At 30.0% G+C, this 23,333-nt stretch carries 15 protein-coding genes; 4 read left to right on the forward strand and 11 right to left on the reverse strand.

The window, feature by feature from the left end; all coding sequences use genetic code 11:
- Nucleotides 1–213: 213 nt before the first annotated feature.
- On the reverse strand, nucleotides 214–984 hold the full coding sequence (locus KGF52_RS13970) for a formate/nitrite transporter family protein (RefSeq protein WP_227840587.1): 771 nt from the start codon (nucleotides 982–984) through the stop codon (nucleotides 214–216).
- Between the two features lie 318 nt (nucleotides 985–1,302).
- On the opposite strand from KGF52_RS13970, the gene cls reads away from it, so the two are divergent.
- The 4 genes from cls to KGF52_RS13990 all read left to right on the forward strand — a co-directional run bounded on the left by cls (nucleotide 1,303) and on the right by KGF52_RS13990 (nucleotide 7,304).
- Nucleotides 1,303–2,784 carry a cardiolipin synthase gene (gene cls, locus KGF52_RS13975; protein WP_227840588.1) on the forward strand — a complete coding sequence of 494 codons (1,482 nt, stop codon included), beginning with the start codon at nucleotides 1,303–1,305 and terminating at the stop codon, nucleotides 2,782–2,784.
- Nucleotides 2,785–3,099: 315 nt separating this feature from the next.
- Nucleotides 3,100–3,597 (forward strand): complex I 24 kDa subunit family protein, encoded by a 498-nt coding sequence (locus KGF52_RS13980; protein ID WP_227435580.1) that lies wholly within the window; start codon nucleotides 3,100–3,102, stop codon nucleotides 3,595–3,597.
- Between the two features lie 16 nt (nucleotides 3,598–3,613).
- Complete coding sequence (locus tag KGF52_RS13985) at nucleotides 3,614–5,500, forward strand: NADH-quinone oxidoreductase subunit NuoF (RefSeq protein ID WP_227840589.1); 1,887 nt, start codon at nucleotides 3,614–3,616, stop codon at nucleotides 5,498–5,500.
- Between the two features lie 22 nt (nucleotides 5,501–5,522).
- Nucleotides 5,523–7,304 carry an NADH-dependent [FeFe] hydrogenase, group A6 gene (locus KGF52_RS13990; protein WP_227830037.1) on the forward strand — a complete coding sequence of 594 codons (1,782 nt, stop codon included), beginning with the start codon at nucleotides 5,523–5,525 and terminating at the stop codon, nucleotides 7,302–7,304.
- A 124-nt stretch (nucleotides 7,305–7,428) separates the two neighbouring features.
- Here KGF52_RS13990 and KGF52_RS13995 read toward each other — a convergent pair whose 3' ends face one another.
- From KGF52_RS13995 to KGF52_RS14040, 10 genes are all read right to left on the reverse strand, one after another.
- Nucleotides 7,429–9,225 carry a MutS-related protein gene (locus tag KGF52_RS13995; protein WP_227840590.1) on the reverse strand — a complete coding sequence of 599 codons (1,797 nt, stop codon included), beginning with the start codon at nucleotides 9,223–9,225 and terminating at the stop codon, nucleotides 7,429–7,431.
- A 145-nt stretch (nucleotides 9,226–9,370) separates the two neighbouring features.
- Nucleotides 9,371–10,300, reverse strand: a complete 930-nt coding sequence (gene hprK / locus KGF52_RS14000) for an HPr(Ser) kinase/phosphatase (RefSeq protein ID WP_227435572.1) — start codon at nucleotides 10,298–10,300, stop codon at nucleotides 9,371–9,373.
- Nucleotides 10,300–12,117, reverse strand: a complete 1,818-nt coding sequence (gene uvrC / locus KGF52_RS14005; RefSeq protein WP_227840591.1) for an excinuclease ABC subunit UvrC — start codon at nucleotides 12,115–12,117, stop codon at nucleotides 10,300–10,302. Before uvrC ends, hprK begins: the two co-directional genes overlap by 1 nt.
- Nucleotides 12,118–12,345: 228 nt before the next feature.
- Nucleotides 12,346–15,171, reverse strand: a complete 2,826-nt coding sequence (gene uvrA, locus KGF52_RS14010) for an excinuclease ABC subunit UvrA (RefSeq protein ID WP_227840592.1) — start codon at nucleotides 15,169–15,171, stop codon at nucleotides 12,346–12,348.
- 18 nt (nucleotides 15,172–15,189) lie between these two features.
- Nucleotides 15,190–17,160, reverse strand: a complete 1,971-nt coding sequence (gene uvrB, locus KGF52_RS14015) for an excinuclease ABC subunit UvrB (RefSeq protein ID WP_227830041.1) — start codon at nucleotides 17,158–17,160, stop codon at nucleotides 15,190–15,192.
- 187 nt (nucleotides 17,161–17,347) lie between these two features.
- Nucleotides 17,348–18,610: an ectonucleotide pyrophosphatase/phosphodiesterase gene (locus KGF52_RS14020; protein WP_227840593.1), complete on the reverse strand. Its 1,263-nt coding sequence runs from the start codon at nucleotides 18,608–18,610 to the stop codon at nucleotides 17,348–17,350.
- Nucleotides 18,611–18,713: 103 nt separating this feature from the next.
- Nucleotides 18,714–20,018 (reverse strand): extracellular solute-binding protein, encoded by a 1,305-nt coding sequence (locus KGF52_RS14025; RefSeq protein ID WP_227840594.1) that lies wholly within the window; start codon nucleotides 20,016–20,018, stop codon nucleotides 18,714–18,716.
- 30 nt (nucleotides 20,019–20,048) lie between these two features.
- Nucleotides 20,049–20,909, reverse strand: coding sequence for a carbohydrate ABC transporter permease (locus KGF52_RS14030; protein WP_227840595.1), 861 nt, complete (start codon nucleotides 20,907–20,909; stop codon nucleotides 20,049–20,051).
- Between the two features lie 42 nt (nucleotides 20,910–20,951).
- Nucleotides 20,952–21,821 carry a carbohydrate ABC transporter permease gene (locus KGF52_RS14035; protein ID WP_227840596.1) on the reverse strand — a complete coding sequence of 290 codons (870 nt, stop codon included), beginning with the start codon at nucleotides 21,819–21,821 and terminating at the stop codon, nucleotides 20,952–20,954.
- Nucleotides 21,805–22,875: an ATP-binding cassette domain-containing protein gene (locus KGF52_RS14040; protein ID WP_227840597.1), complete on the reverse strand. Its 1,071-nt coding sequence runs from the start codon at nucleotides 22,873–22,875 to the stop codon at nucleotides 21,805–21,807. Before KGF52_RS14040 ends, KGF52_RS14035 begins: the two co-directional genes overlap by 17 nt.
- Nucleotides 22,876–23,333: the final 458 nt, after the last annotated feature.

A 23,333-nucleotide genomic window follows, 5' to 3' on the forward strand; every position in this document is an offset into this window, starting at 1 on the left:
GTATAGTATTAACTATATTCAATAATATATGATTTTGCTTATCATACAGATTTCATATTTTTAAGTTTTTTAATTCCAAACTATATTCAATAAATATATAATAAAGTAAAAAAAAAAAAATAACAACATATAAAAGAACATAAATAATTTAAAAAAAGCATCAATATCGCTGATATCAATGCTTTAAAAGGCTATTTAATTCGTATTATTTATCTAACTATTTTTCACATAGCAAAGATAATAAATTCCTCCAACTATTATAGAACCTCCAACTACATTTCCAAGCGTTACAAATACCAAATTAGTTATTAATTGAACCATAGTAATATCTGCTCCTAATGCCATTCCCATTGGTATAAAAAACATATTTGCAACACTATGTTGGAATCCACATAAAACAAATAACATTATTACTGTCCAACATGAAGCTAACTTAGATACTATATCTTGAGATGCTGTAGCCATCCATACAGCTAAAACTACTAAAATGTTACAAAGTATTGCTTTTAAAAACATTGAAACTATCGTTGAATTAACTTTAGCTTCTGCTACAGCTATGGCTTTTGTAGCTGCATCCCCTGTTAATGTAGAAGAATAGTATACAAGTGCCACTAAAAGTAGTGAACCTACTAGATTGGCAAAATAAACTAGTCCCCAGTTTCTTAGCATTTTTCCCAATGTTATTTTTTTGTCCATAAGCGGAATAAACATTAAAGTATTTCCAGTGAATAACTCTGCTCCTGCTACCACTACAAGCATAAGACCTACTGGAAAGACCATAGCACTTAAAAAACTAGCTATTCCTGGGTCTATCTTACCAAAAGTCTGGCTAACTATTATACTCCCCAATCCCCCAAAACCTATAAATGCTCCTCCAAATAAACCTAATAAAATTGCATTTTGTGTTGAAATATTCGCTTTTTTAATGCCTGCACTTATAGTTGCTTGTGCAGTTTCCCCAGGTGTCAAGAATCCTTTACTCATAAATCCTTCCCCCTTAAAAATTATACTTTTCCTTGTCTTTTTATGGCAATAATTATATAATAACAATATGATATATAATAAATTTTATTAATATAAAAAATATTCTATATGCTTATATATACTTATGTTTATATAATTATATTATTTATTATATACTAACTTTGTTAATTTCGAAATAATTATATTTAAATTGAAAAATTTACCTTTTGATTATTTATTTTACTTTTTTATTATTGAGGTATTATATATAATAGATATATGTTCGAGTTATTATATATAATTACTGATTTTACTAAATACCCAAAAGGAGGAAATTTTATGTTTAATATATCATTTTTCGAAATGTCAATATATGAAATAGCAGTTACTACAATATATGTAATTAATTTCATGGTTATACTAAATCTCATTTTTAGAGAAAAGAGAAATATAAACACAACTCTAACATGGCTTCTTATATTAGTATTAATACCAGCTCTTGGATTTATACTTTATATGGCTTTTGGTAGAAATATTTCAAAAAACAATATGTTTAGAGTAAAAGAAAAGGACGATAAGATAATCAAAAGCAATATACTAGATACTCAAGTTAAATTACAATCTACATCTGAAATTGATTCAGAAATACATCAACATAAGGATATGATTTATGCATTAGCTAATTCAAATAATGCTCATTATACCAATAATAATGATGTGTGGATTTACGCTGAGTCTAGTCAATTTTTTAACACTCTTCTTGAAGAACTTAAGAAAGCAAAGAAATATATAAATATACAGTTTTACATTTTCAAAGATGACAAAATTGGAACTGAAATAATTGACATTCTAGTAGATAAGGCCAAAGAAGGTGTAGAAGTAAGACTTTTATTTGACGCCGTCGGTGGTAGAACACTAAAAAATAGTACACTTTCTAGATTAAAAGAAAGTGGTGTTAAAGTTGGAAGTTTCTTTCCATCATTCTTAAAAATTGTAAACTTTAACTTAAACTACAGAAACCACCGAAAAATTGTTGTCATTGATGGAAAAGTAGGATTTGTAGGTGGATACAATGTTGGAGACGAATATCTAGGTAGAAATCCAAAATTTGGTCTATGGAGAGATACACATACTAAACTTACTGGTGATTGTGTAATTGACCTAAATATGAGATTTATCCTTGATTGGAGATATACAACTAAAGAAGATTTAGATTTAGAAAAGTACTTCGCAGAAAGTAAAACACCTTCTGATTGTCCTTCTGAAAATATTGGGATTCAAATAGTATCAAGTGGTCCAGATATATCAGAGCTCGATGAAATTAAATATGGTTACCTTAAAATGATTCAGAAAGCTAGAAAGTATATATATATACAGAGTCCTTATTTAATACTTGACTCAACATTTATAGATACTTTAAAAATAGCTTGCTTATCTGGTGTTGATGTAAGAATTATGATTCCTTCTAAACCTGACCATCCTTTTGTATACTGGGCATCATATTCATATGCTGGAGAACTTTTAAAATTTGGAGCTAAAATCTACACTTATGGTGAAAATGCATTTTTACATGCTAAGACAATAGTTATAGATGACTCTATATGTTCTATAGGAACAGCTAATATGGATATAAGAAGCTTTGAGCTTAATTTTGAAGTAAATGCCTTTATGTACTCTTCAAAAAAAGCACTAGAGCAAAGAGTTATATTTGAAAATGATATTTTAGATTCAAAAGAAATAACATTAGATGTATATAATTCTAGGTCTACTTATATAAAAATCAAGGAATCAATTTCTCGACTATTATCATCAGTTTTATAAATCTTTTATTTTATAAAAATTTTACCTTTTGGTTTATTTTTTAAAGTTTTTTATATGTATTATTTTTTTTTTATTGAATTCAGTCCATTTTTTTTATTTTTTTTAACTATTCTGAATTATTTTATATTATAATAGACTAGTATAGTTTTTTTTTAATAGGTAACTTTTTTGCATTGTTTTTATGAATAAAGAAATTGTTGTATATTATTCTTTCTTTATTGTTTTGGTTTTGTTCACCAACATAATATTGGTGTCAACGCATGGTTAATTATTTTATGAAAAATAATAACTTTAAAAAGAAAAGGGGGATTTGTTATGTGCGATTTTATTTCACACAACAAGCAGTTATTTGACGAATTAGATATATTTATTGACTCTCTTGCAACAAAAGAAGGTGCTTTGATACAAGTTCTACATGAAGCTCAAGGTATATTTGGATATCTTCCAAAAGAAGTACAACTTCATGTTGCTAAAAGACTTGGAGTAGCTCCTGCAAAGGTATATGGGGTTGTTACATTCTATTCTTATTTCACTACAGAACCTGTAGGTAAGTATAAAATAAGTGTCTGTCTAGGTACTGTATGTTTTGTAAAAGGTGCTGATAAGATATTAAGTGCTTTTGAAAAACAGCTTGGTATAAAAGTTGGAGAAACTACTAGTGATTTTAAATTTTCTTTAGAAGGTTTAAGATGTTTGGGGGCATGTGGTTTAGCTCCAGTTGTTACTGTAAATGGTAAAGTTTATGGTAAAGTAAAACCAGATCAAGTAAGCGAAATATTAGATACTTATAGAGAATTAGAATTGAATTGTTAAGAGGGGTGAATAAATAATGCGTAAAGTAAATTCATTTGATGAATTAAAAGTTTTAGCTGATGAGCTAAAACCTAGTCTTAGCCTAAGAAAAAATTATTCTAAGGAAAATGTATTAAGAAGAGAATTACTTGTTTGTTGTGATACTGGATGTACATCTTCAAACAGTATGGAAATAGTTAGTGAGTTAGAAAATGAAATAAAAAAATCAGGAATACAAGACAAAGTTGATGTTCGCTTAACAGGTTGTTTTGGTTTCTGTGCTCAAGGTCCTATCGTAAAAGTTTATCCTGATAACGTTTTCTATGTGAAAGTTGAACCATCTGATGCTGAAAAGATAGTTCAAAATCACTTAATTAGAAATACAGTTGTTGAGGAATTATTATATGAAGAAGAATCTTTAAGTAAAAAAGTAGAAGCACAAGAAGAAATGTCTTTCTACAAAAAACAATTACGTATAGCTCTAAAGAATTGTGGGCTTATAGACCCAGATAGTTTAGAGGATTATATTGCTAATGATGGTTATTTAGCTCTAGGTAAATGTTTAACATCTCTTACTCCTCAAGAAGTTATTGCAGAAGTAAAGACTTCTGGTCTTCGTGGTAGAGGAGGAGCTGGATTCCCTACAGGTTCTAAATGGGAAGCTGCTTCAAAGAATCCTGCTGGCCCAACTGATAAAAAATTCGTTGTCTGTAATGCTGATGAAGGAGACCCTGGTGCATTCATGGATAGATCTGTACTTGAAGGAGACCCTCATAGTGTACTAGAAGCTATGGCAATATGTGGATATGCTATAGGTTCTGATACAGGATACATATATATAAGAGCTGAATATCCAAAATCTATAGAAAGACTAAAAGTAGCTATAGCTCAAGCTGAAGCACATGGCTTACTTGGTGAAAATATTTTAGGTACTGGATTTAACTTCAAATTAGAATTAAAATATGGTGCAGGAGCTTTCGTTTGTGGTGAAGGTACAGCTTTAATGCATTCAATTGAAGGTAGACGTGGTGAACCTAGAATGAAGACTTATAGTTCTTCTAAGAGTGGATTATGGAAATCTCCTACTTGCTTAAACAATGTTGAAACTTTTGCTAATATTCCAGCAATCATACTTAAGGGTGGAGACTGGTTTGCTAACTTAGGTACTGATGATTCTAGTGGTACTAAAGTTTTTGCTCTTGGTGGAAAAGTAGAAAATGTAGGTCTTGTTGAGGTTGCAATGGGTACTACTTTAAGAGATATTGTATTTGAAATTGGTGGAGGAATTCCTGAAGGTAAGAACTTCAAGGCAGTTCAAACAGGTGGACCATCTGGTGGATGTATACCAACTGAGCATTTAGATATACCTATAGACTTTGGTTCATTAAGCTCTATAGGCTCAATGATGGGCTCTGGTGGTATGCTTGTTCTTGATGAATCTGACTGTATGGTAGATATAGCCAAATTCTTCCTTGAGTTTACTGTTGAAGAATCTTGTGGTAAATGTACACCTTGTCGTATAGGTACTACAAGATTATTAGAAATATTAACTAAAATTACAGAAGGTAATGGTACTCTACAAGATTTAGACGACCTAGAAAACCTTGCTGAAACTATACAAACTGCTTCATTATGTGGTCTTGGTAAAGCTGCTCCAAACCCTGTTTTAAGTACTCTTCAATATTTTAAAGATGAGTATATAGCTCATGTTGTAGATAAGAAATGTCCTGCTGGCAAATGTCAAAACTTACTTTCTTACTTCATAACAGATGCTTGTAAGGGTTGTACAAAATGTTCTAGAGTGTGTCCTGCTGGTTGTATAACAGGTTCTGTTAAAGAACAACATGCAATAGATACTTCTAAGTGTCTAAAATGTGGTGCTTGTATAGATAATTGTACATTTAATGCTATAATCAAGAAATAACTTATTTGGAGGAGGAATAACAATGAGTTTAGTTAATTTAACTATCAATGGCAAACATGTTTCAGCACCTAGTGGAACTTCTATCTTAGATGCTGCAAAACTAATAAATATAAAAATACATAACCTTTGTCATTTACATATGAATGAAATAGATAAGCTTGACACTTGTGCTTCTTGTCGTGTTTGTATGGTTGAGACAGAGAGAGGTTTAGTTCCAGCTTGTGGAACAGTTATAAAGGAAGGTATGAGAGTTCAAACTAATAGCGCTAGAGCATTAAATGCTCGTAGAACTATTGTTGAATTACTATTATCAGACCATCCACAAGATTGTTTTATATGTGAAAAAAATGGAGACTGTGAATTACAAACTATAGCTGCTGATTTAGGAGTAAGAAAGATAAGATATCAAGGTTCTAAGTCTTTTGCAGGTAAAGATACCTCTACTAAATCTTTAGTTAAAGACCATTCTAAATGTATATTATGCAGAAGATGTGAAACTGTATGTAATGATATCCAAACAGTAGGAGCATTATCTGGAGTTAATCGTGGATTTAATACTTTAGTTAGCACATTTTTCAACGCTGATATGGTTGAAACAGAGTGTACATTCTGTGGCCAATGTATATCTGTCTGTCCAACTGGAGCATTAACAGAAGTAGATAATGTGCCTAAACTATGGGATGTTTTAAATAAAAAAGAAAAAACTATAGTAGTACAAGTTGCTCCTGCTGTAAGAGTTGCTATTGGTGAAGAGTTTGGATTAGAGCCAGGTTCAATATCTACAGGAAAAATGGTTGCTGCTTTAAAAGCACTTGGATTTGAGCATGTATTTGATACAAACTTCGGTGCAGACTTCACTATAATGGAAGAAGCTACTGAATTTATAGAAAGAATTCAAAAAGGTGAAAATCTACCTATATTAACAAGTTGTTGCCCTGCATGGGTAAACTTCTTAGAACACAATTATCCAGACCAATTAAATCTAGCATCTAGCTGTAAATCTCCTCAAGGTATGTTTGGTTCTATAGCTAAGAACTACTATGCACCTAAAATACTAGGAATTAATCCAGATGACCTTTATGTTGTATCTGTAATGCCTTGTGTAGCTAAGAAGTATGAAGCTTCAAGAGAAGAATTAAGTGAATCTGGAATATTAGATGTTGACCTTTCTATAACTACTAGAGAGCTAGCTAAGATGATAAAAGAAGCTGCTATCGATTTACCTAATCTTCAAGACCAGGATTTTGACAATCCATTAGGAAAATCTACTGGCGCTGCTTCTATATTTGGAGCAAGTGGTGGAGTTTTAGAAGCTGCTCTACGTACTTCATATGAAAAGATAACTAACAAAACTTTAGATAATGTAAACTTTACTAATGTTAGAGGGCTTAAGGGAATCAGAGAAGCAAGTATAGATGTTGATGGAACTACAGTTAATGTATGTATTGTAAATACACTTAAAAATGCTAGAAAGATGATGGATAAGGTTAGAAGTGGAGAGTGTAAGTACCATATCATAGAAGTTATGGCATGTCCTGGTGGATGTGTTGGAGGAGCTGGTCAACCTTACCATCATGGTAATACTGAAATAATTGATAGACGTGCAAATGCATTATATGAAATAGATAGAAACAAGGCTATTCGTAAGTCTCATGAAAATCCTGACTTACAAGCTATTTATAAAGACTTCTTTGGAGATCCAAATAGCGATGTAGCTCATAAATACCTTCATACTCATTACTTTGATAAGAGTTGTATTTATGAAGAATGTCCAAAAGAATGTGCTTGTGAAGAAGCTAAATAAATTTTAATAAATTAAAAAACTAAAATATTCTCAAATAAAAGGATTGTATAAAGTGCTTTTAAGTACTTTATACAATCCTTTCTAATTTAATCATAGATAACCTACTTTTCTACACTTATCTTGGTTAAAGTATTCCTGCCATTTTCATAAGCTGTTTTGCATTTGTAGTCTTACATCTTCCATCTTTTATGGTATAGTCAAAATAGATTTTATCATCAACATAGTACTCTGAAAAATGGTAGTTTACAATCTCTACATCTCCACCACTTGAAAGGTCACATAACTCAAAATCATGTGTTGTAACCATACTTATAACCCATGACTTTGATAGTTTCTTTACTGCCTCACTTGCTCCAATAATTCTATCAGCAGAGTTAGTTCCTTTAAAAATCTCATCAACTAAAACCAACATAGGTAATTCTTTTATGCTATATTGAATCATTGATTTTATTCTGAGAATTTCAGCATAAAAAGTTGATATCCCTTGACTTACATCATCTTGTATTCTCATAGATGTAAATATAGCCATACCTGTTGCATCAAAACTTTTAGCACATACAGGAGCACCTGCATACGCCAATACTAGGTTTACACCAATACTTCTTAAAAAGGTCGTCTTCCCTGACATATTTGAACCTGTAATGATGCAGGTTTGAGAATTTAATTTTATTGAGTTTGCTACAACACTTTTCTCTGCTATTAATGGATGATATACTTCTTCAACTTCTAACCTTGGAATACTTTCATTTTTTATTATTGGAAAGCATGTATTTTCCTTTACTTGACCAATAATAGTTAAACTTATTAAAGCTTCAAACTCTCCAATAGATTCAAGCCATCCTCTAATTTGATTTCCATATACACCTTTCCATCTTTCTAGAGATTCTGCACAGTGATAATTCCACATAAGAACACCACAAGCAACTATATACACTATTTGATTATATCTTAGGTTTACGGCATTACCTATTGAGTTCAATTGTTTAATACCTTTTGAAACACCATTACCTTTAGAAAGTTTTGCTTGTAATTCTTTTAAATATGGGCTTTCGAATGTCTCTTTCTCTAAAACTTCAAACATTTTTTCATATACTTGTATACTTCTACTAAACGAGAATAATGGAGATAAGGTCTGCATAAGCTTTGTATGTCCAAAACCTCCAAATCCTAACTGAAGTACAAAAAGTAAAAAAACAGGTAACACAGGCAAAAAACCTAATATAAAAAATATAAAAGATAGTATTGTTGCAGTAGGTAAACCCCAAGTAAAAATATGCATCCACTTAGGTATATATACATTTTTATCTTCTCCATACTCTATAAATGACTCTATGCTTCCATCAGAGTTGGTTTTTTGCTCTTTACCAATTATATTACTTAATGTCTGAATATGAATAGAAAAATCCTGTTTTGATAAGAGCTCTTTTACTGCTGTTTGTCTTTCTAAGATTATCTTATCGTCTGGATTTTCATTCCATAAAGACTTAGCTAAAGACTGCTTTCCATAGGATGTATTAGCCACACAAATATACTGATATAGTGATGCTCTTCCAAATAGGTCTAAATCTTTTGCTTGTGAATTTTCTTCTTGTATATACTCTTTGCCATCTATTTTGAACTCTTTCCACTCATCACCAAATCTTTTAACATACTTATCTAGCACTTTACCCTTACTCTTAAAATACGATTCTTCATCTTTTATTTTATTATGAATAACTAAAAGTGAAATAAATAGAATCAATGCCACAATTCCAACAAAAATACCTATTGTATTTTTATTGTAAAATCCAATAGCAAATCCTGCTATCAATATTAAAAAAGATATTAACCTAGCTGTACTTACATTATTTGATTTTTTATTTAAGAGCAATTCTTTTTCAGTAGTACTTTCTAAAAGCTTACTAAAATAGTTTATTCCCATAAAGACTCCAACTTCCTTATCATATAATAAATTTAAATATAGTATTAAATTTAATCTAATAACTTTAAACGTTAATTTAAACTCGGTTTATATAATATATATTTTATAAATATTCTATACAACTTTATTTTATATACATTTTCTATTATTTAGTATCAATCAGTTTTGATAGTTTCTTAGTAAATTCTTGAGCTGCATCATACCCCATTCCTCTTTGTCTAAAATTCATTGCTGCTACTTCTAGTATCATAGCAGTATTTCTTCCAGGCTTGACAGGAACAACTAACTTCTCTACATTAACACCAAGTATTTCTTCATATTCTTTATCTAATCCAAGTCTATCATAGTACTTATTTTCATCCCAAGCTTCTAAATGTACTACTAAATCTATCATTTTAGAATTTTTGATAGCTCCTACACCGTATAGGCTTCTGACATCTATTATACCTATTCCTCTTATCTCTAGGAAATGTCTTATTAATTCAGGAGACTGACCCATCAACATACTTTCATCTAGTTTTCTTATTTCTACAGCATCATCTGCAACTAATCTATTACCTCTCTGAATTAATTCTAATGCTGTTTCTGACTTTCCTATACTACTCTCTCCCTTTATCAAAACACCTATACCATAAATATCAACTAAAACTCCATGAATCGTTGTATGTGGTGCTAACTTATTATCTAAATAATTTGATAATCTATTTATAAGTCTAGTTGTATTTCTGTTTGTACTTAAGAGTATTCTCTTATACTTTTTAGCCTTTTCTATTACATCTGGCTTTATTTCTAAATCTCTAGAAATTATTAAAGCTGGTATTTCATATGAAAAAAATCTATTTAGTACCTCTTCTCTAATTTCATTATCCATTAATCCAAAGAAATTATATTCTGTCTTTCCAACTATTTGTATTCTCTCATATGCAAAGTAATCAAAATACCCTGCAAATTGTAAACCTGGTCTATTTATATCTTGAGAGTAGACATAATAATCTACATCATCAGGCATGTATACTACTTTAAGTTTTAAATCTTTTATTATTTCTCTTATTGATACTTTATTGCTAGTTTCCATTAATTTTCTTCCTTCCTAAAAAAATTATAAACATTCTCTGCAATGCTTTTATTCATTCCTTCCACTTCTAAAAGTTCTTCAAAGGTAGCTTCTTTTATAGCTTCTACATCTTTAAAATGACTCAGTAGTGCTTTTTTCCTTTTTTCACCTATCCCTTGTATATCATCTAAGATAGATTTTGTCAAAGCTTTATTTCTTAGACTTCTATGATATGTTATTGCATAATTATGAACTTCTTCTTGTATACTAGCAATAAATCTATATAAACTAGTTGTTTTATCCAACTCGATTTCTTTTTCTTTACATATTAACCCTTTAGTTCTATGCTTATCGTCTTTATACATTCCCCAAAGTGCTATGTCTACATCATTAAGTTCTAATACTTTTTTTACAGCACTAACCTGTCCCTTTCCTCCATCCAACAATATAAGGTCAGGTAAATTTCCATGTTTCAATCTTCTATCTACAATTTCAGCCATAGAATCATAATCATTAGGTCCAATAACCGTTTTTATTTTATATCTTCTATACTCTTTTTTATCTTTTTTAGCATTTGTATAGACTACCATAGAACCAATTGAATCTACTCCTTGTATATTTGATATATCAAAAGACTCTATTCTTATCGGCAATTTTTCTAAGTTTAACAATCGTTTTAATTCTTCTAATGCTCCAATACTTTTTTCATATTTTCTTTTGTTCATATCAGAAAATTTTTCAAGGTACTCTACTGCATTTTTTCTAACCATTTCAACTAGACTTTTTTTCTCTCCTTTTTGTGGTACTCTTATTGTTACTTTTTGTCCTTTTTTAGACGATAGCCATTCTTCTAATATAGAACTGTCTTCTATCTCATCTTCTATAATTAGTTCTTTAGGTATATACTCTTGCTCATTGTAAAATTGTTTTACAAATGAACTTAATATAGAAGCTCTTGGACTATCCATTACCCCTTCTAGGATAAAGTGTTCTCTCCCAACAATCTTACCATTTCTAATAAAAAATACTTGTACACAGGCTTCATTATGAGCTCTTGCCATGGCAACTACATCCTGATTTAAATCGGTTACAGTAGCATCTATTTTTTGTTTTTGTATCATTTCTTCAAGACCCTTTATTTTATCTCTATATATAGCTGCTTCTTCAAATCTAAAATTCATAGAACTCTCATTCATCTTTTCTTTTAAGAGCTCCATCAACTTTTCTTCTTTCCCAGATAGACACATTATAATTTCTTCTATCATCTTTCCATATTCTTCTTTAGATACATTTCCTGTACAAGGCCCCACGCATTTATTTATGTGTAAGTTTAGACAAGGTCTTGTTTTATTTTTTATTGCTTTTTCTATATCTATTTTACAGCTTCTTATTGGATAGGTACTATTTATAAGGTCTAAAGTATCATTTACCGCAGTTATATTGGTATATGGTCCAAAATACTTTGCTTTATCTTTAAGCACTCTTCTAACCTTTAAAATTCTTGGATAATCTTCATTTGTAGTTACTTTAATATATGGGTAAGTTTTATCATCCCTAAGTAGCACATTATACTTTGGTCTATATCTTTTTATTAAATTACATTCAAGTATTAATGCTTCCAACTCTGAATCCGTTATAATATATTCAAATTTATATATATTCTTAACCATAGATTTGACTTTAGATGTATGGTTTTTTGAAGATTGAAAATACTGCCTTACTCTATTTTTTAGAGATATAGCTTTTCCCACATATATTATGTGGTTGTATTTATCCTTCATTAAATATACACCAGGCTCAGAAGGTAATTTTTTTAAGTGGTCTTGTATATCAAACATCTCGTCCTCCAAAACATTAAATTTTATATTAAAATTATACCCTAAAATATGAAAATTAAAAAGTTATTCAATTTCCAGCACTATACACAAGTTAAAGTCCATATCATCTTCTATAATTGATTTAAAAGCAATCTCAAATACGAAGAACAATATGGACTTTATGTTTGGTAATTATCTACAATTTATTTTTATATATTTACAGCTAAAATTTTACACAGTTTGTATAACCTAAGAGAAATATTTCTTTAAAAATTGCCCTGTATAAGAACCTTCAACTTTAGATACTTCTTCTGGTGTTCCAGTTGCAACTATAGTTCCACCTTTATCTCCACCCTCTGGCCCTAAGTCTATTACATAATCACAAGTCTTTATAACATCTAGATTATGTTCTATGACTATAATTGTATTTCCTGTATCTGCTAATCTTTGTAATACGTGAATTAACTTATCTACATCTGCCATATGAAGTCCTGTAGTAGGTTCATCTAATATATATAAAGTCTTTCCTGTTGGTCTTTTACTAAGTTCTGATGCTAATTTTATACGTTGTGCTTCTCCTCCAGACAATTGAGTTGAAGGCTGTCCCAATTTAATATATGAAAGACCTACATCCATTAATGTATCTAGCTTTCTTTTTATGTTTGGTATATTTTCAAAAAACTCAACAGCTTCTTCTACATTCATATCTAGTATATCAGATATAGTTTTATCTTTGTATTTTACTTGTAATGTTTCCCTATTGTATCTTTCACCCTTGCAAACTTCACAAGGAACATATACATCTGGTAGAAAGTGCATCTCTATTTTTATTATTCCATCACCTTTACAAGCTTCACATCTACCACCTTTTACATTAAAACTAAATCTTCCTTTTTTATAGCCTCTTGCTTTCGCTTCATTAGTAGCTGCAAAGATATCCCTTATAAAGTCAAATACCCCTGTATAAGTGGCTGGATTTGAACGAGGTGTTCTTCCAATTGGACTTTGGTCAATATTTATAACCTTATCTATATTTTCAATTCCTTTTATTTCTTTGTGCTTACCAGCTCTTTGTTTAAGTCTATTTACTTTACTTGCAACACCTTTATAAAGTATGTCATTTATTAGTGTACTTTTCCCAGAACCTGAAACACCTGTTATACATGTAAACTTACCTAATGGCAATTTTACATCAATATTTTTTAGGTTATTTTCTGATGCTTTGACTACTTCTATAAAACTTCCATTTCCTTCTCTAGTAGTCTCAGGAACTAATATTTGTTTTTTTCCACTTAAATACTGACCTGTTATTGAGTTTTCATTTTCTATTATTTCATCTAAAGTCCCTTGTGCAACTATCTCACCACCATGTATACCTGCACCAGGACCAATATCTATGACATAATCAGCTTCTCTCATTGTATCTTCATCATGTTCTACGACAATTAAAGTATTTCCTAAATCTGTTAGATGTCTAAGAGTGCCTATAAGTCTGTCATTATCTCTTTGATGAAGACCTATACTTGGCTCATCAAGCACATATAACACTCCAACTAATGCTGAACCTATTTGAGTTGCTAACCTTATACGTTGTGCTTCTCCTCCTGAAAGTGTTCCAGCTTTTCTTGATAAATTCAAATAATCAAGACCAACATCTCTTAAAAACTTAGCTCTTCCCTTTATCTCTTTTATAATCTCATGAGCTATAAATCTTTGCTTTTCTGTAAGAGTTATATTTTCCATAAAATCTATCAATTCATTAACAGATAAGTTTGTTACTTCCATTATATTTTTTCCATCAACTAAAACAGATAAAACCTCTTTTTTAAGTCTCAATCCCTTACATTTTGGACAAGGTCTTTCTGCCATATACTCTTCAATTTTATCTCTCATATACTCTGAGTTAGTTTCTTTGTATCTTCTCTCTAAGTTTACTACTACGCCTTCAAAATATGATTTATAATTTCTAGTTCCTCCAAATTTTGATTCATAAACAAACTCCACCATTATATTATCCTTACCATAAAGTAACTCTTGAACAAAACCTTCTGGTAAATCTTTAAATGGAGTTGTCAAAGATACATTAAAATGCTCTGCTAAACTTTTTATCATTTTGCTATAATAAGTATCGTCGTTGACACCTGTTGAACCCCATGCAGCCACTGCACCTTGTTTTATTGATAAATCTTTATTTGGTACAACTAGTTCTGGGTCAACTTCTTTACTTTCTCCAAGACCATTACAAACATCACAAGCACCAAAGGGAGCATTAAATGAAAACATTCTTGGAGATAATTCTTCTATACCAATTCCATGTTCTGGACATGCAAATTTAGTTGAGAAAAGAATCTCTTCTCCATCTATTATCTGAGCTATTACAAGACCATCAGATAGTTTAACCGCAGTTTCAATTGAATCTGCAAGTCTAGATTCTATTCCATCTTTAACTACTATTCTATCTACTACTACTTCTATACTGTGTTTTTGGTTTTTAGTTAAAACAATATCATCACTTACTTCATAGTTTTCGCCATCAACTCTAACTCTTACAAATCCTTCTTTTTTAATATTATCTAAGACCTTTTTATGTGTACCTTTTTGACCTCTAACAATTGGTGAAAGTATTTGTAGCTTAGTTCTATCTGGAAAATCTAGCATTTTATCAACTATTTCTTGAATAGTCATTTGACTTATTTTTTCACCACAAGTAGGACAATACACATCACCTACTCTTGCAAATAATAATCTCAAATAATCATATATTTCTGTTACTGTTCCAACTGTAGAACGTGGATTCTTTGAAGTAGTCTTCTGGTCTATTGAAATAGCTGGTGATAAACCTTCAATATACTCTACATTTGGCTTTTCCATTTGCCCTAAAAACTGTCTAGCATAAGCAGACAAACTCTCTACATATCTTCTTTGGCCTTCTGCATATATCGTATCAAACGCCAAAGATGACTTTCCAGAACCAGACAATCCTGTAAAAACTATAAACTTATCTCTTGGTAAATCTAAATCTACATTTTTTAAATTATGCTCTTTTGCTCCTCTTATTATAATTTTATCTTCCATAACCTTGTTTTTACCTTTCTATTTTTCCAATTTTTCTTCCAACTGTTTTACCTTATCTCTTAATTCAGCCGCTCTCTCAAATTGTAAGTTTTGAGCAGCTTCCATCATCTCTGATTTTAATTTTTCTATATTATCTTTTATCTCTTCTTTATCATCTGTATCAGTTATTCCATATACAACTTCTTCCTCTGCTACCTTAGTTGCCTCTATACTATCTCTTACACTTTTTTGTATAGTCTTAGGAGTTATGTTGTGTTCTTCATTATATAAATTCTGTATAGCTCTTCTTCTTTTTGTCTCATCAATAGCATTTTGCATTGAATCAGTTATCCTATCAGCATACATAATAACTCTTCCATTTTCATTTCTAGCTGCACGTCCAATAGTTTGTATTAACGCTGTTTCGGAACGTAAGAAACCTTCTTTATCTGCATCTAAAATCGCTATAAGTGAAACCTCTGGTATATCTAGACCTTCTCTAAGTAAATTTATTCCTACAAGTACATCAAATTTTCCTAGTCTTAAATCTCTTATTATCTCTGTTCTTTCTAATGTAACTATATCTGAATGTAGATATTTAACTTTTATTCCTATTTCTTTAAGGTAATTAGTTAAGTCTTCACTCATTTTTTTAGTCAAAGTGGTTATAAGCACTCTTTCATTTTTTTCTATTATTTTAGTTATTTCTCCTACCAAATTGTCTATCTGATTATTTATAGGTCTTACTTCTATAATTGGATCTAAAAGACCTGTTGGTCTTATTATTTGTTCTGCTATAGTTTCGGAATGTTGAATTTCATAAGGACCTGGTGTAGCACTTACAAACAACATTTGATTTATATTTCCTTCAAATTCTTGAAAATTTAGTGGTCTGTTATCAAGTGCAGAAGGTAATCTGAATCCATTTTCTATAAGAGAAGTTTTTCTTGACCTATCTCCTGCATACATTCCTCTTACCTGTGGAATAGTAACATGTGCTTCATCCACAATTATCAAATAATCATCTGGAAAGAAATCCATTAATGTATATGGTCTTTCTCCTTCTTCTCTTCCAGTAATATGTCTTGAATAGTTTTCTATTCCCTGACAAAATCCTATTTCCTTTAACATTTCTATATCATACTTTGTTCTTTGCTCAATTCTTTGAGCTTCTAAAAGCCTATCATTTTCTTTAAAATTCTCGATTTGTTGTTGAAGTTCATCTTCAATTTGAACAATTGCGTTTTCAATTCTTTCTGGTGTTGTTACATAGTGAGATGCGGGGAAGATAACAACATGATTTCTTGTCCCAACAATCTTTCCTGTTACATAATCAATTTCTGTTATTCTATCTATCTCATCACCAAAAAACTCTATTCTTATTGCTTTTTCATCATTACTAGCTGGAAATATTTCTAATATATCCCCTCTAACCCTAAAAGTCCCTCTTGTAAAATTTATATCATTTCTTTCATATTGTATCTCTATTAACTTTTTTATTACATCATCTCTATCTCTTTGCATACCAGGTCTTATAGATAACATAAGTTCTTTATAATCTTTTGGGTCACCCAAACCATATATACAAGATACTGAAGATATTATTATTGTATCTCTTCTCTCTAAAATAGATGCTGTAGCAGAATGTCGAAGTTTATCTATTTCGTCATTTATACTTGCATCTTTTTCTATATAAGTGTCACTGTGAGCTACATATGCCTCTGGTTGATAGTAATCATAGTAACTTACAAAATATTCAACTGCATTGTCTGGGAAAAATTCTTTAAACTCACTATAAAGTTGTGCTGCTAGTGTTTTATTATGAGCCATTATTAGGGTAGGTTTTTTAACTTGTTGTATTATATTTGCCATTGTGAATGTTTTTCCTGAACCCGTTACACCTAACAATGTCGAAAATTTTTCATTTCTATTTATAGAATCCACTATTGATTTAATAGCTTCTGGTTGGTCACCTGTTGGTTTGAAGTCTGACTTTAGTTTAAAATCCATAGTATCACTCCTTCTTTTCGAACATTAGTTCCTAACATGTATTATTATATCATACCTTTCTAGAATTGTTTCAGTTATTTTAAATATTTTACCCATTTAAATTTTACTTAAATCTAAAATATAAAAAAAGACTTCTATCTTTATAATAGAAGTCTATAAGTAATGGAAAATAAATACTTTATCAAGTTTATATAATGAAGTCAAATGCTTCTTTTTCAACTCCGTCTAGTTTCAAATTGAATAGTTTTAATATAGTTGCTGCATGAGCTCTTAAGTCGCCTTCTTCCTCTACTACACCTGTTTTTATTTTAGGTCCAAAAGCTATAAATGGAGGTCTATTACCCTTAGTAGGTAAATGACCATGTGTAGCCACAGCAAACTTGTAATCTTTTATATCGGAATCCTTTATAATATTTCCTTCTAAATCATTTCCAAATGAAATTCCTTCAATTCCTTCAATTACCAGTTCAAAATCGCCTTCAAGTCCAAGATTGGATGCTTCTTCTCTGGTAAATATATTCTCTATAAATAATTCTTCTTTAAACTCTTCAAGCAATGCTCTCAACTCTTCTAGTCTATTTGAGTTATTTACTATTATCTGTGCTGATATGCCTGATGAATTTACATAGGCATCAAAATTCTTAACTTCATCATTTTCTACTGTTATAAATCCATGTGATTTAAGTAAAACATTTGGATTTACGACTTTATCAACTCTAAGATGGCCATGGTCTCCAAGTATTATAAAATTGGTATCTTCATATGTACCCGCATCCTTTGTAGCCTGAATTATATCTCCTAACCATTTATCATTCATTTTCAGGGCTTCATTTACTTCTTCATTAAATAAACCATGATTATGTCGTGTATGGTCCAAAGTTGCTAGATGTATTAACATTAAATCTGGATTATATTCTTTTATTACATCTACCGCACAATTTACTCCAAATAAATCCATATTAGGCTCTAATTTCCAATCAATATAATGGCAATGTCTATCATAAATACTATCCATTATAACCTTACTTGAACTTTTTTCAAAGGTTTCTCTTGGGTCATCTTCTCTATTAGGAGCCCATATCTCTGCAATGTTATAATCTATATTTGGATTTGCACCCATTACAGGCCATAAGATACTAGAAGTGGTCAAATTATTTTCCTTTGCTACATCTATAATTGTCTTTACTTTTATATCTTTTGAATACCAATACCAATCTTTATTTTCTTTATTTGGGTCAAATTTTTCATTATGATATATTCCATGTTTTTTAGGATATACCCCTGTTACCATACTTGTATGACAAGGATATGTTAAAGTTGGATATACACAATTTATATTTTTCACCATAGAACAATTTTCTAAGATAGATTTAAAATTTGGCAGATTCTTTACAAATTCTAAATCTTTTTCAAATAAAGAATCTACTGATAATACTATAACTTTTGTCATTTACATTACCTCTTCATTCATATATTATTGAATACTTTCAATCAAGCTATAATCTATATATGTTAAAAATAATATTTTATCAACATTTTATACATCTCTATAATTATTTATTAGTCTTGTCTATTACTGCTTGCATTGCAGAAGTTCCTTTACTTACTGCATCTTTTGGCGCCACATTTAAATCAGTAAGACCTTTTTTAATCTCATCCATTAACTTATCAGTTGCTTCTTTATATCCATTTAGCATTGGAAGGGCAACAGCATATTGTAATTGGTCAGTTGCAACTTTATATTGTGGCTTTTCTTTATACAATGTTTGTAATTTTTCTGATTTAGTTGCATCTTCAGTTGTTGGTAGATATCCTGTTGATGAACTAAATTGAACTATTTTATCTGTTTGAGTCATCCATTCTATAAATTCTGCACTTGCATCTTTTTCTTTATCTGTTCCACCTTCAAGCATAACTAAGTTTGCTCCACCTGTAGGAGTTGCATATTTTTGATTTTTTGGTAAAAATGCTGTTGATATTTCAAACTTACCATCTGTTTGTTGCATAAGACCTGCTAAATCTGCTGTCGATGTAAATATCATACCAACTTTACCATTTACAAAATCTTGCTTTGCTACATCCCAAGCATTATAATCTTCACCAGGTGGCATTTTCATTACTCCAGATTTCATCATATCTTGCCAGAATTTAACTGGTGCTTGACCTGCTTCATTATTAAATGCTACTTTTTTTCCATCAGTTATTTCTCCTCCACTTTGCATTACCATAGCTTCATAGAACCAAATATCTATTGGAGTTTCAAATCCATAAGTATCTTCTGATTTATTTGTCATTTTACTAGCATATGTTTTAAGTTCTTCCCATGACTTTGGCCCTGAAGGGTCAAGACCTGCTTTAACTGCCATATCTTTATTTATGTACAATATCGGTGTGCTTCTATTAAATGGCATCCCAACAAATTTATTTTCATAATATGAATTTGTTAGAAGACCAGAAAAGAATCTTTCTTGGTATGCCTTATCAAAGTATTTACTCATATCTACTAAAGCTCCTGCTGATGCAAATGTACCTGTTTGAGTTATTTCTAATAATGTTACATCTGGTTGGTCTTTAGAAGTTAATGCAGCTTGTAATTTTGTTGCATTTTCATAATAATCTTTTTGTTTTAGCATATTCACTTGTATATCTTTATGCTCACTATTAAACTGGTCAACCATTTTTTGTGCAGTTTCACCATTAGTTCCACCCAAAGGTGCCCAGAAATCTATCTTTGTAATATTGCTATCTGTCTTTTCTCCTTTAGATGTATTTGAGTCATTAGAATTTGAACACCCAACTAAAGAACCTACTAATAATGTTATTGCTAATCCTGTTGCTAATTTTCTTTTAAGCTTCATTTCCATCCTCCAAATTTAGTTTTTGACTTTTTATTTTATTCCTGAATACATAAAAGCTTCTTTTACTTTTTTATTTGCAAATATATAAACAAGAATTATTGGTAAAATTAAAATTATATTTCCTGCCATTATTACATTCCATGCAGTAATTCCTTCTGAAGATTTAAGAAGAGCTACTCCGATTGGTAAAGTTCTTATTGCATCTGTATTTGTCATTACTAAAGGCCAGAAATAGTTATTCCAGTGATATATAAAATTAAATAATATAAATGTTATTACTGCTGGTTTTGCCATAGGAACCATTATTTTAAACATTATTTTTAAGTCCGAAGTATTGTCTAATTTAGCTGCTTCAATAATCTCATCTGATATCTGCATAAAATTTTGTCTAAGCAAAAATATACCAAATGAAGATGTCATAAATGGAATTATAAGTGGCACATATGTATTTATAAATCCAAATTTACTCATCATCATATATACAGGTAAAAAAGTTACTTGTGGAGGAATCATAAGTCCTATAAGTAATAGTCCAAACAATACCTTTTCACCTCTAAATTTAATCTTAGAAAATGCATAAGCTGCAGGAACCATCACTAAAAACTGTATGATTAAAATACTACCTGTCACAAAGATACTATTTAATAAATATCTAAAAAATGGCCCTGAATTCCATGCTGTAGTATAATTTCCTAGTACTATATCATTTGGTATTATTGTAGGTGGTAGTTGCATCATTTCTTGTGGGTTTTTAAAAGATGTCGACAACATCCATATAAAAGGGAATATAAATATTGCAGATAAAAGTACTAGAATTAATACTTCTATTGATTTTGATACTATTTTCTTTATATCAGCTTTATCTTTTTTAATAGGTCTTATAATATCCATTTTGTCCTCCTTCTTAATACGCCTCATAATATATATTTTTCTTTATTGATAATGAACTTTTTTTGATAATAGTCTGAAATTAGCATATGTAGCAATCATAACTATAGCTAATAAAAACATACTTGCTGCACTTGCTTGCCCTATATCGTAATATATAAATCCAGACTCATATATATAATAAGATAACATGTTGGTTGAACCTAATGGACCACCTTGTGTCATTATGCTTATTTCATCAAATACTTGAAATGATGCTGTTGTTGTTGTTATCATGAGAAAAAATATTGTTGGCGATAATAGTGGTAATGTTACCTTAAAGAAATTAGTTACCTTGTTTGCATTGTCTAGCTTAGATGCCTCATATATATAATTTGGTATCGATTTAAGACCTGATAAAACTATTAAAATATTATATCCCAGAGTTTTCCATATGCCTATTAAAATCAATGACATCAATGCTGAACTTTCACTTGAAAGCCATTTTGATGTTGGTAAGTGTAATACTGACAGTACCCAGTTTAAAAAACCATACTGAGGTTCCATAATCCAAAGCCATAATACGGCCACAGATACAAGTGAAATTACATGTGGTGTAAAGATTATACTTTGTGTTAAATTGTGTATTATAGAGTTTTTGTTTAACCAAGTAGCAAGTACTATAGCTAGTGATATAGATATAATTACCATAAAAAAAGTATAAATTGCTGTATTTGTTATAGTTTGTATAAACTCTGGATTTTTTAAAAGCTCTGTGTAATTATTTAATCCTACATTTTCGAAAGTTGAACTAAGAAGACTTCCTGATTTGAAACTCAGCGATATTGTCTTAATTATTGGATATACTATAAACAGTAAAGTTCCTATAATTGCAGGTGTTATGTACAAATATGCTTTATTAAATTGCTTTTTCATAAATATCTCCTTTGATTTTAGAATACATATTCTTACATTCTTTTATATCATTTATTCTTTGCCCATCTTTATTAAAATAATATAAATCCTTTTCTAATACATTTACTTTCAAAGTTTTCCCTATATCAAATATATCGTTTTCTGTTTTAACCCTTACTTCACTGTCAAGAACAGATAAACAGTATATAGTTTCGTTTCCTAATACTTCTTTAGTTATAACCTTTCCAAGCAAATTAAAAGCATCATCATTTTTTATATCTATATTTATACTTTCTAATACAGCTTTTTCAGGCCTAAATCCAAGTTTGATATTATCCTTCATATTTAATATGTTCATACAAGGATTTCCGATAAATTGTGCCACAAACAAATTTTTAGGGTCTTGATATATTTTTTTTGGAGAACCTATTTGCATTATCTCTCCTTTGTTCATTATAACTATTTTATCCGCCATTGACATTGCTTCGACTTGGTCATGAGTTACATAAACAAATGTAGATTTTAATTTTTGATGTAACTGTATTAATTCTGTCCTCATTTGATTTCTCAGTTTTGCATCTAAATTTGATAATGGTTCATCCATTAAAAATACCTTTGGATTTTTAACCATTGCTCTAGCTAATGCTACTCTCTGTCTTTGTCCTCCAGACAAATTTCCTGGCTTTACATTTAAATATTCTTGTAATCCAACTATATCAATAACCTCTGTTATAAGTTCTTCTCTTTTTTCTTTTGGAACTTTTTTATTCTTTAGACCAAATTCTATATTTTCTCTAACAGTCATATGCGGATATAATGCATAATTCTGAAATACCATAGCTATATCTCTCTTACTTGCATCAGTTCTTGTTATATCATTTTCTTCAATTTTCAAATTGCCTGAAGTTATATCTTCAAGCCCAGCAATCATTCTTAGTGTAGTAGATTTTCCACAACCACTTGGGCCTACCAATACCGTAAAAGAACCATCTTCTATAGTAAGGTTCAAGTTTTCTATAACAGTGTTCTTTTTATCATAAGATTTTGTGACATTTTCTAGTCTTATATCTGCCATTTTTTATCCTCCTCAAAATACTTTGTTTAGTTATACGATTTACTTATAAATTAATAATACTCTTTATTTGTAAAGGATATATTAAGTTAAAGTGAACATATAGTAAATTTATTAAAATAAATGTTAAATCACATATATTTTCTGTTAAATTATACTAAACTTAAATAAATATACTGACTATAAGATAGAATGAAAATAAATAAAATAACGGATATAGAAAATTAGACATAATAAAAAAGACCTCTATGGGGGATAGAGGCCTTTAAGTGGGGGAGATTGAGTAATTTATTTTTGCTATTAAGTTTTACAATTATATTATGTCCCAAATTTGCCATGTCTAAACACAAAAAATAAAACTTTTTTATTTTTTATAAATTTACTCAAAAAAAGATTACGTGGCTACGTCCTACTCTCCCAGGCAGTTTCCCACCAAGTACCATCAGCGCTAGAGAGCTTAA

This window comes from Clostridioides sp. ZZV15-6597 (assembly GCF_020657815.1).
In the GTDB taxonomy this organism is placed as follows: domain Bacteria; phylum Bacillota; class Clostridia; order Peptostreptococcales; family Peptostreptococcaceae; genus Clostridioides.

Coding starts and splice junctions, on each gene's coding strand:
- KGF52_RS13970 (WP_227840587.1), bottom strand. CDS start 984: ATGAGTAAAGGATTCTTGACACCTGGGGAAACTGCACAAGCAACTATA.
- cls (WP_227840588.1), top strand. CDS start 1,303: ATGTTTAATATATCATTTTTCGAAATGTCAATATATGAAATAGCAGTT.
- KGF52_RS13980 (WP_227435580.1), top strand. CDS start 3,100: ATGTGCGATTTTATTTCACACAACAAGCAGTTATTTGACGAATTAGAT.
- KGF52_RS13985 (WP_227840589.1), top strand. CDS start 3,614: ATGCGTAAAGTAAATTCATTTGATGAATTAAAAGTTTTAGCTGATGAG.
- KGF52_RS13990 (WP_227830037.1), top strand. CDS start 5,523: ATGAGTTTAGTTAATTTAACTATCAATGGCAAACATGTTTCAGCACCT.
- KGF52_RS13995 (WP_227840590.1), bottom strand. CDS start 9,225: ATGGGAATAAACTATTTTAGTAAGCTTTTAGAAAGTACTACTGAAAAA.
- hprK (WP_227435572.1), bottom strand. CDS start 10,300: ATGGAAACTAGCAATAAAGTATCAATAAGAGAAATAATAAAAGATTTA.
- uvrC (WP_227840591.1), bottom strand. CDS start 12,117: ATGTTTGATATACAAGACCACTTAAAAAAATTACCTTCTGAGCCTGGT.
- uvrA (WP_227840592.1), bottom strand. CDS start 15,171: ATGGAAGATAAAATTATAATAAGAGGAGCAAAAGAGCATAATTTAAAA.
- uvrB (WP_227830041.1), bottom strand. CDS start 17,160: ATGGATTTTAAACTAAAGTCAGACTTCAAACCAACAGGTGACCAACCA.
- KGF52_RS14020 (WP_227840593.1), bottom strand. CDS start 18,610: ATGACAAAAGTTATAGTATTATCAGTAGATTCTTTATTTGAAAAAGAT.
- KGF52_RS14025 (WP_227840594.1), bottom strand. CDS start 20,018: ATGAAGCTTAAAAGAAAATTAGCAACAGGATTAGCAATAACATTATTA.
- KGF52_RS14030 (WP_227840595.1), bottom strand. CDS start 20,909: ATGGATATTATAAGACCTATTAAAAAAGATAAAGCTGATATAAAGAAA.
- KGF52_RS14035 (WP_227840596.1), bottom strand. CDS start 21,821: ATGAAAAAGCAATTTAATAAAGCATATTTGTACATAACACCTGCAATT.
- KGF52_RS14040 (WP_227840597.1), bottom strand. CDS start 22,875: ATGGCAGATATAAGACTAGAAAATGTCACAAAATCTTATGATAAAAAG.